This window comes from Acinetobacter sp. RUH 2624 (genome assembly GCF_000162375.2).
Classification (GTDB): Bacteria; Pseudomonadota; Gammaproteobacteria; order Pseudomonadales; family Moraxellaceae; genus Acinetobacter; species Acinetobacter nosocomialis.
Genome location: NZ_KI391943.1, coordinates 1 through 8,170 on the forward strand (window position 1 = coordinate 1; position 8,170 = coordinate 8,170).

Genomic DNA, 8,170 nt, shown 5'->3' on the forward strand with positions numbered 1-8,170 from the left:
ATAAAACTAGGTTTATCGACCCATAAAACTAGGTTTATCGACCCATAAAACTAGGTTTATCGACCCCAAATTAAGTCGATTTACAATTCAATTAAAATAGTCTATTGTACAACCTAGTTTAATTATAAATTTATTATTAGAAATGAGTGAATTAATTGTAAAGGATAATGCTTTAATTCAAGCTAGCTATACCCTAGATACAGTTGAACAAAGGCTGATCCTATTAGCCATTGCTGAAGCTCGGGAAACAGGGCACGGGATAACTGAAAATAGCCTTTTAGAAGTACATGCAAGTAGTTATATCAATACCTTTAATGTCGAGAAACACACTGCTTATACCGTGCTTCGGGATGCATCTAAAAGCTTGTTTGATCGCTATGTCACGTATCATGACATTAATCCTAAGACTGGTAAGGATCGTAGCTTTCACTGTCGTTGGGTCGATAAAATTGGATATGAACCTCAATCCGGGATCGTTTTCCTACGTTTCACGCAAGACATTGTTCCACTCATAACTCGACTGGAAGAAAACTTTACTAAATATGAATTGGAGCAGGTTTCGAGATTAACTAGCTCTTATGCTATTCGGTTATACGAGTTATTAATTCAATGGAGATCTGCTGGTAAAACGCCAATTTTTGATCTATCGATCTTTAGACAACAACTTGGTGTCGAAGCTCATCAATACAAAACAATGAGTAATTTTAAAACGTATGTTTTAGATTTTGCCCTCAAGCAAGTAAATGAGTTAACCGATATAACGGCTAAATATGAACAACATAAAAAAGGACGTTCAATTTCCGGTTTTTCTTTCAGTTTTAAGCAGAAAAAAACCAACTCTGACAAAGTAATTAAGGGAACGGATACATTAGCCCTTTTCACCAAAATGAGTGATAAACAACGTCATCTCTTTGCCAACAAACTTTCTGAATTACCTGAGATGGGGCAATATTCAGAAGGCACCGAAAGCTTCCAACAATTTGCTATACGCATTGCAGAAATGCTCCAAGATTATCAAAAATTCCAAGAATTATTCCCTTATCTTCAAAAAGTTGGCTTTGCACCTGCCTAAAATTTAAACTTGATCATTTGTCTATTAGACAGTCTAATAGACAACAACTTTTGACAGGTTTAGGCATAGATTTACAACATGAAAAGCCTTACAGTTCTCGAGCTTTCTAAGCTTTACAATATCAATAGACAAACGATTTACAACAACATAAAGAAAGGAATTTTAAGTAAAAATTCCCAGAATAAGATCGATCTAGCCGAGGCTATCCGTGTTTTCGGGGAACCTGTCAAAAAAGAGGATGTAAAAGAACCTGTAAAAATAGACAGTCCAAATTCGGCAGAAGTTTTACTACTTAGACAGCAGATAGACATGCTGAAAAACCAGCTTGATGATGCCAAAGATCGGGAATCTTTCTATCAGAACCAAATTGAAACGATGCAACGCCTATTAGAAGCCCCAAAACCTAATATGACTACGTTTACCGATCAAGAATTAGTGCAACCCAGCATAGCCAAACCAGATCCCGAACCTGACACAGCAGAAGCTAAACATGACGGATTGACTACTCCAGAGCGGAGGGAAAATAAGCGGATTCCAGTGCCAGAGCACATTGAACCAGAGCCTGAGAAAAGAGGCTTTTGGAGCCGTTTTTTTAGACCCTATGATTAACCACGATTGTTTAATTAATATGAATAAAGTCGTGAAACTTTGATTAAATAATAAGCGTGGAACGTGAAAAATCATAAAAAAAAAGCCCACCTTGGGGAGGTTGGGCAAAAAAGAAACTACAGCGTTGAATTTTCAAGAGAATTATAACGCATTTCGTATAAGGTGTATTATGTTAATTTTAGATTTACTAAAACTATTTTTTGAGAACTAGGCTGTTATGGGAACTGTAAAGCTCAAATCTTCTGATGAAGTTTTTCAATTAAAAATTAGTCTGCTAGGCAGTGATCCTGAAATCTGGAGAACTATTCAAATTTCATCGGCAGCTACTTTATCTAGGCTCCATAAGGCAATTCAATCTGCTTTTGATTGGGAAGATAGCCATTTACATGAATTCACGACTATTAAGCATGAAAAGATCAATAAAAGACAAAAATTGAAAGAAGTTCTACGTGTAGGTAAAAAAATTATATATACATATGATTTTGGCGATTGTTGGGAACATTTGATTACTGTAGAAAGCAGACAATCTCCTGATTTAAATAAAAAATATCCATGTTGTATAGATGGTCAAAATCATGCTCCATTTGAAGATATTGGAGGAATTTTTGGATATCTTGATATTTTAGATGCATTACAAGAACCCAAACATCCAAGATATGACGATTACATGCAAATTATCGAGGATGAAATAGGAGAGATAGAGTTTGATCCGACCTACTTTAATTCACATGATATTAAGTTTTAAACCTGATTTAACATAATGGTTGTTATAAGAAATGAAAAAAGCCTAAACCGAAGTCTAGGCTTTAAATTTTAAAAAATATGTAAAAATCAAATATTTAGTCTTAATTTTTCAACTTCATATAACGTGTATTATGTTAATTTTAGGAAATCTTCAAAAAACTACTACATACTATTTAAGCAAAACAGTTTTCAATTCGAAATGAATTCAGATTAATAAGTAGTTGAAGTGCAATTTACAGCATAGCCATAATTATAACAATTTGTATTCGTTGTCTTAGGTGCTAAATTTTTTAAACTTTCATTGAGATCTGCCCAAGCTTTACGATTAGCTTCTCGTTGTATGTAATAATTTTCAACTTGCTGACTATCTGCTGGTTTAACAACTTCTCCAGTTGCTATTCCCTTGTGATAACAGTAAATAGTATCTGGATCATCATAGGAATATGAATACTTTTCACATTGTGTGGGTATATAATATAGTTTTCCGTTATGTCCAGCCGTTTGGTATCCTACAGTAGAGCAACCAGTTAAGATTGCAGAACTAAGTAATAAATAAATTTTTCTCATATCCCACCCCTTAAAGTAAAAGTATCAGGCTTCTTAGCCATAGCTAAATTTAATGATATTTTATACAATTTCTATATTGATATATAATCTTATAAATTTTTTAAGCAATAAAAATGAAAAAACTAACTTTAACACTTGGATTATTAATCAGTTTACAAAGTAACGCATCTGATTTGAGAGAATTTTGTGATTATATTGAAGGGGCTATCATTATTTCCTCTGATACTGAGAAAAAATACTTAGGAAAAATATCTTCATCTTATGACAGTGATTCTATTTTCAACGAATATGGAAAGTATGGTGGGGAATATTCTTCAAATTCTATTTGGAATACCTACAGTAAATATGGCAATGAGTACAATAGCTATTCTCCATTTAATGCATACTCTTTAAATCCACCGATAGTAATTAAAAATAATCGTGTGGTTGCAAAACTTACTATTAATGATTCTATATCAAATGCATTAAATCCTTATGTCTTAAAAGCATGTAATTTTTAGTATTAAAAATAGCCCTCTGTTGAGGGCTATTTAACATAAAAACTCTTATGCGAATCTAGAAGGATTAAGCTATTTCGTAATATTTTATCCAATAAGCATTGTCAAAAATATCAATGTAATAGCTTGGCCTCTTACAATGTGAAAAATATTCACAGCATAAATCTCTAATAATTTCAATTTCTTCTAGGCTATCGGCAGCATTGACTAAAAATATAAACTTGTCCAGATTAACAAGTAATTTAGTACTATTTTTCAAAGGTTTATTATTAGACATTAAATCCTATGTGTTTTCCTGTTGGAAGCTCTACATCAATACGAAGTTTTCCACCCATTGCTTCAACATACTTTTTCATCGTTGAAATTTTAAGATCATGACCACGATTTTCGATTGCTGATAATGACGGCTGTTTAATTCCAAGGGTTGCAGCTAGTTCTTTCTGGGAAATTTCTAACTCTTCTCGGATAAGGTGAAGCTGACTTTCTAAAAGTAATTCATCAGCCATTTTTTGAATACGAGCTTGACTCTCTGGAGAGCGACTAGCCAATAATTCTTGTAAGCTCTTAGCCATTAGATTGATCTCCTAAAGTTGAGAGATGAAGTGCGTATTGCTCATCTGCAATTGCTAGCATCTCTGTATAAAAACGCTTTTTATTACTCTTATCACCAATACACAGCACAATCGCTTGTCTTAGGGGATCGAATGCAAAAAATGCCCTTAACGGTTTACCACGATGCTGAACACGTAGTTCCTTCATATTGGTAAATTTAGAATCGTAGACGGTATCTACTAAAGGACGACCTAAACTAGGCCCTTGCTGTTGTAGAACAACCAATGCAGCTAAGACTTTCTCTTGTGTTGCTTCATCTTGCTGTTCAAGCCATTCATTAAACAGATCCGTTGTAATGACTGTCCACATATTACAATCACAATATAGATTACAGTCTATATATTAAATCTGATTGAATGACTTTGCAAATGGCAATAAAAAATCCCGACGTCATGTCGGGATTTTTCGGTATGGAGCGCATAGGTAGGGCTGACTACCTGATGGTCATGGTGCCTGACTGATTATTATTGTTGTTTTAAGTCATTGAACATCCTGTCCATATAGATCGATCATAAGAGCTTCATCGGGGGATAGATACAGACAATTTCGTGAAACGCTGTAAGCCAAAACGTACAAAAAATAATCAAAATTTATCCCAATGGTTATCCGCATAAATTGTGGATTCTTTTGGGTAAAAAAGGCTTACAAACTCTATGGAATTGGTATTTTTGATTATTTTTTAACCAATTTTATTGGCAAGAAGTATCAGAATTGAATATAAAAAAACCGATTTATTTCTAAATCGGTTAAACGAGATCGTTCCAGGGGTTTAACTCAATGTAAGTTGTTGATCTTAAAGTAAACTTAAAGGGCCATTTCGGATAATACCCATTATGTTAAATGGGGTCTTTATGAGAAATTAATAATCTATTTTTGTTTGAGATTGAAGTATATTTAAAAAAATTAAGTTGCTTTTTTAAATGCATAATTTCATCTTTTAGTTTTTTGATTTGTTCATCTCTTTCGTCCCGTATAGGGGAAGTAATTTCACCCAATTTTTTAACTAACTGGCTATATTCAATCAAGTTATTGTAGTCAAGTTCAAAATCTCCGCTTCTTATATATTTAAGTATAGTCGAGCGAGGTTTTTTATACGCTATAGCAGCATCACTGATCGAAAATTTTTTTAAAAAATGATGATGTTTACCTAGCATATTATTTCACTTAAGGCATTATTAATTTGGTAGATATATGTTAATAAAATTAACACATATAAGATATAAATCTTTAATCATTGTTGGTTGATAATTGAACGTTTACTTTACACATACCCTACTCTGATAATTTTTCTATTATTAAATCAATATGCTTTTAAAAATTTATATTATTAACATACTACGCCTTATGCGAAAAACCTAGATTTTACATTTATGGGCAAAAATCTAGGTTTTCCTTATGGATCTGAATCAAAAACACAAATTTTCCACTTATAAAAATCAATCTAAGCTAAAGCCTGGATCTTTTTTCTGAGTAAGCACATGGCGTCTAGATATTTCTAAATCATATTCCTTGCCATAAAGTTCAGCATTGTTCTGATTTCTAATTTTTTTAATTGTGTTTTTTTGAGCTTCAACATCAAGCTGAATAATTGGATCAGCGCTATAAAGTTTCCATCGAGGGATTTGTGGTACATCCTGTAATTTGGTCCCGAATTTTTGATTGAAATCGTCATTAGATAGGCAACTGACCTGATTTTTCACTTCAATTTCTATACCATAGACCATTACTTTTTTAGTTGGTGCATATTTTTCTAAAAACAAATTCATTAATTCTTGAGTTTTTTCACGGAATACTTTGACCTGATTTCGCCCAAAACCTAATGCATCAGCTGTTAACTTTTGCGCACCACCTTGAGTTGGATTTTTAGGACGATACTGTTTAAAAAACTGCTCTGGTGGTCGTTCAATATCATCTGAAATTGTTCTTTCTGAATACATCAAATGTAAATGTGGTTGATCCTCTCCAGTAATTTCACTGGGATGATTATGAATGACCGCGGTATAAGGAAATTGATATTGTCCGGCAAACTGATCTATTAACTTCTGAACCAATTCTGCTCGTTGTTCTAGTATTAACTCTTTTGGTAAAGCAATGGTTAAAGTAGAGCTTGTTCTTCCCCGGGAAATTTCAAATTGATCAGCACTTTTCCAAAAAAGTTTTGGTTTATTTTCTGCCCATTTGGGCATATTTCCATACCGTATAAACTCTAATTTTTCATTGTCTTTTTGATTTTCAAAATGTGCCGTCCGAGTTAAATAATGGAATGCATTCAGAGAACTCTGCTCTTTTTTAATATTATGCTTTAGATTTAAATAAAACATCAGTTCACCTCAAACAAATTACGTGTAACGAAACAGCAAATTTTCTTGTAACAAGGGGCTAATTCTTGTTGCAGAGAGCAGTCTCTTCTTGTTGCAAACATCGATATTTCATCAAAAAAGTTTGTTGCACTCGTCTAAAATTCGCTGTTTTTCTTGTTGCACCCCTTTCCCATTTCTTGTAACGGCAGACATTGCTTACTTTTTCACCATTAAGAAAAATACCGTTAAAACCCGAAGAAAAACTCATAATTTAATAATTAAATCAGTGGGTTGTGTAGCCTCCGCAGGAGCGAGTAGAAGTGTCTTTTTTTAACAATGATTGCTTTAGCAATCATTGTTAAAAAAAGACACGGAAACGAGATAAACAATATTTTATGTATAACATAAAATATTGTTTCAACACCATCAGAATTCCGCTAACATCAATTTAGATACCCAAAATCAGGAAATGCGCTTTGGCCGGTAGAAAAACATTTGCCTTAACACAACAAGAAATCATCGATTTGGATAAACATATTCGAGCGCTGCCGTTTAAAAGACGAATGCAAGATGCTTTTTTAGCAATGATTTCTGAACGAGAATCAATGAAACAACTGAATGAAGAAGATTTAAAACTTATTCAACGATGTCGTTATGAGCGCAATACTTATAATAAACGTATAGTTCAATTACAACTGATCCAAAAAACCGAGCCACAGAAATTAAAAAAATTAGAATTGAATATTCTAGAATTAAGTAAAAAAACAGATATTGATGCTTACTTTGCAATGCATGATGCATTAAATGAAGTTTTAAAAATTAAAAGAAATCAGACTTCTGAAAAGAATATTACAGCGAAGGTCGAACGAGTTTTAAACCCTGAGAAATATAACCAGGCCCCCCTTAGTAAATCTTTAAGAAAACAGCAAGACCACATTAAATATTTTATCGGATCACTATATTTAAACTTATTGGAACAAAGCGGTTTAGAGCGATCAAATTCAAACCAAGATTTAGATCGAATGCTCGATTTATTTAAGCAAGCACAATCCGGAGCAGAAAAGAACAATGCATTTAGCCTGGATCAAAATAGAAAAACAGATATTTTATCGGCTAAATCGCTATATGAAATGGAGAAATTGATTAAGCAAGCCAAAGAAGATCCAAGGAATCCTTTCAATAAAGCTTAGATTGACTCAAATAATAGGGTTTAAATACACTGTTGAAGCCGTATATGCCTTTTTTAGCCTAAACCTATATTCCCCATCAATAAAAAAATTAGAGTGCTCTAAACGCAAATTAGAGTATTTTGGAGATCATTTGATTTTACCGATAAGAACAAAGTGAGTGTCTACGAGCGATCCTTGGAAAATTTTGCCTAGACTCCCTGAAAAACCGCTTTTTAGGCTGTGAAACCTAAATAAGCATAGAAAAGTTGTAGAAATTTGAGTCTAGATCGAGCGTAGCGAGTAAAAAGGTTTTATGAGCGTAGCGAATTCCGAGTTGCTTTTGCTTTTTTTAAAATCACGTAAGTGCTTACCAAAAAATTGCCCCGACGAACTGAGCGAAAGCGAAGTTCAATAGAGTTTGAGCGAAGCGAAAACCAAGGGCAATTTTTCTTTACCTGGGCTTTTAATTATTTTTAATCTTTTAAATGCTTTTAAGTAAGCTGTAACCCTTTATTCATAATAGTTTTAGAGTTAATAAAACTAGGTTTATCGACCCATAAAACTAGGTTTATCGACCCATAAAACTAGGTTTATCGACCC

At 33.2% G+C, this 8,170-nt stretch carries 11 protein-coding genes; 5 read left to right on the top strand and 6 right to left on the bottom strand.

Annotation, left to right across the window (positions count from 1 at the left end; genetic code table 11):
- Positions 1-142 precede the first annotated feature (142 nt).
- The 3 genes from repM (at position 143) to HMPREF0014_RS25070 (ending at position 2,426) form a co-directional block, all read left to right on the top strand.
- Positions 143-1,072, top strand: coding sequence for a replication initiation protein RepM (gene repM / locus HMPREF0014_RS25060; RefSeq protein WP_005065049.1), 930 nt, complete (start codon positions 143-145; stop codon positions 1,070-1,072).
- 78 nt (positions 1,073-1,150) lie between these two features.
- Complete coding sequence (locus HMPREF0014_RS25065; protein ID WP_006581721.1) at positions 1,151-1,681, top strand: plasmid replication DNA-binding protein; 531 nt, start codon at positions 1,151-1,153, stop codon at positions 1,679-1,681.
- A 217-nt stretch (positions 1,682-1,898) separates the two neighbouring features.
- Complete coding sequence (locus HMPREF0014_RS25070; protein WP_002124964.1) at positions 1,899-2,426, top strand: plasmid pRiA4b ORF-3 family protein; 528 nt, start codon at positions 1,899-1,901, stop codon at positions 2,424-2,426.
- Positions 2,427-2,635: 209 nt separating this feature from the next.
- On the opposite strand, the gene HMPREF0014_RS25075 is transcribed toward HMPREF0014_RS25070, so the two are convergent.
- Entirely contained in the window at positions 2,636-2,992 is a 357-nt protein-coding gene (locus tag HMPREF0014_RS25075) for a hypothetical protein (protein WP_020992414.1), read from the bottom strand.
- A gap of 113 nt (positions 2,993-3,105) precedes the next feature.
- Between HMPREF0014_RS25075 and HMPREF0014_RS25080 the strand changes: the two genes are divergently transcribed.
- Positions 3,106-3,492, top strand: a complete 387-nt coding sequence (locus HMPREF0014_RS25080) for a hypothetical protein (RefSeq protein ID WP_006581720.1) — start codon at positions 3,106-3,108, stop codon at positions 3,490-3,492.
- Between the two features lie 64 nt (positions 3,493-3,556).
- On the opposite strand, the gene HMPREF0014_RS25085 is transcribed toward HMPREF0014_RS25080, so the two are convergent.
- The 5 genes from HMPREF0014_RS25085 to HMPREF0014_RS25105 all read right to left on the bottom strand — a co-directional run bounded on the left by HMPREF0014_RS25085 (position 3,557) and on the right by HMPREF0014_RS25105 (position 6,422).
- On the bottom strand, positions 3,557-3,766 hold the full coding sequence (locus tag HMPREF0014_RS25085; protein WP_000069474.1) for a hypothetical protein: 210 nt from the start codon (positions 3,764-3,766) through the stop codon (positions 3,557-3,559).
- On the bottom strand, positions 3,759-4,061 hold the full coding sequence (locus HMPREF0014_RS25090) for a helix-turn-helix domain-containing protein (RefSeq protein ID WP_001129974.1): 303 nt from the start codon (positions 4,059-4,061) through the stop codon (positions 3,759-3,761). Before HMPREF0014_RS25090 ends, HMPREF0014_RS25085 begins: the two co-directional genes overlap by 8 nt.
- Positions 4,054-4,410: a type II toxin-antitoxin system RelE/ParE family toxin gene (locus tag HMPREF0014_RS25095; protein ID WP_000269904.1), complete on the bottom strand. Its 357-nt coding sequence runs from the start codon at positions 4,408-4,410 to the stop codon at positions 4,054-4,056. The genes HMPREF0014_RS25090 and HMPREF0014_RS25095 overlap by 8 nt, the downstream gene beginning before the upstream one ends.
- 527 nt (positions 4,411-4,937) lie before the next feature.
- Complete coding sequence (locus HMPREF0014_RS25100; protein ID WP_020992415.1) at positions 4,938-5,255, bottom strand: hypothetical protein; 318 nt, start codon at positions 5,253-5,255, stop codon at positions 4,938-4,940.
- Positions 5,256-5,537: 282 nt separating this feature from the next.
- The gene (locus HMPREF0014_RS25105; RefSeq protein ID WP_006581719.1) at positions 5,538-6,422 is read right to left on the bottom strand and encodes a MobA/MobL family protein; all 885 of its coding nucleotides are present in this window, start codon (positions 6,420-6,422) and stop codon (positions 5,538-5,540) included.
- A gap of 455 nt (positions 6,423-6,877) precedes the next feature.
- Here HMPREF0014_RS25105 and HMPREF0014_RS25110 point away from each other — a divergent pair, with 455 nt between their 5' ends.
- Entirely contained in the window at positions 6,878-7,591 is a 714-nt protein-coding gene (locus HMPREF0014_RS25110) for a hypothetical protein (RefSeq protein ID WP_006581718.1), read from the top strand.
- Positions 7,592-8,170: the final 579 nt, after the last annotated feature.

What these genes read in the sequence shown, in the direction of transcription:
- repM (WP_005065049.1), top strand. Translation starts at nt 143, where the DNA reads ATGAGTGAATTAATTGTAAAGGATAATGCTTTAATTCAAGCTAGCTAT.
- HMPREF0014_RS25065 (WP_006581721.1), top strand. Translation starts at nt 1,151, where the DNA reads ATGAAAAGCCTTACAGTTCTCGAGCTTTCTAAGCTTTACAATATCAAT.
- HMPREF0014_RS25070 (WP_002124964.1), top strand. Translation starts at nt 1,899, where the DNA reads ATGGGAACTGTAAAGCTCAAATCTTCTGATGAAGTTTTTCAATTAAAA.
- HMPREF0014_RS25075 (WP_020992414.1), bottom strand. Translation starts at nt 2,992, where the DNA reads ATGAGAAAAATTTATTTATTACTTAGTTCTGCAATCTTAACTGGTTGC.
- HMPREF0014_RS25080 (WP_006581720.1), top strand. Translation starts at nt 3,106, where the DNA reads ATGAAAAAACTAACTTTAACACTTGGATTATTAATCAGTTTACAAAGT.
- HMPREF0014_RS25085 (WP_000069474.1), bottom strand. Translation starts at nt 3,766, where the DNA reads ATGTCTAATAATAAACCTTTGAAAAATAGTACTAAATTACTTGTTAAT.
- HMPREF0014_RS25090 (WP_001129974.1), bottom strand. Translation starts at nt 4,061, where the DNA reads ATGGCTAAGAGCTTACAAGAATTATTGGCTAGTCGCTCTCCAGAGAGT.
- HMPREF0014_RS25095 (WP_000269904.1), bottom strand. Translation starts at nt 4,410, where the DNA reads ATGTGGACAGTCATTACAACGGATCTGTTTAATGAATGGCTTGAACAG.
- HMPREF0014_RS25100 (WP_020992415.1), bottom strand. Translation starts at nt 5,255, where the DNA reads ATGCTAGGTAAACATCATCATTTTTTAAAAAAATTTTCGATCAGTGAT.
- HMPREF0014_RS25105 (WP_006581719.1), bottom strand. Translation starts at nt 6,422, where the DNA reads ATGTTTTATTTAAATCTAAAGCATAATATTAAAAAAGAGCAGAGTTCT.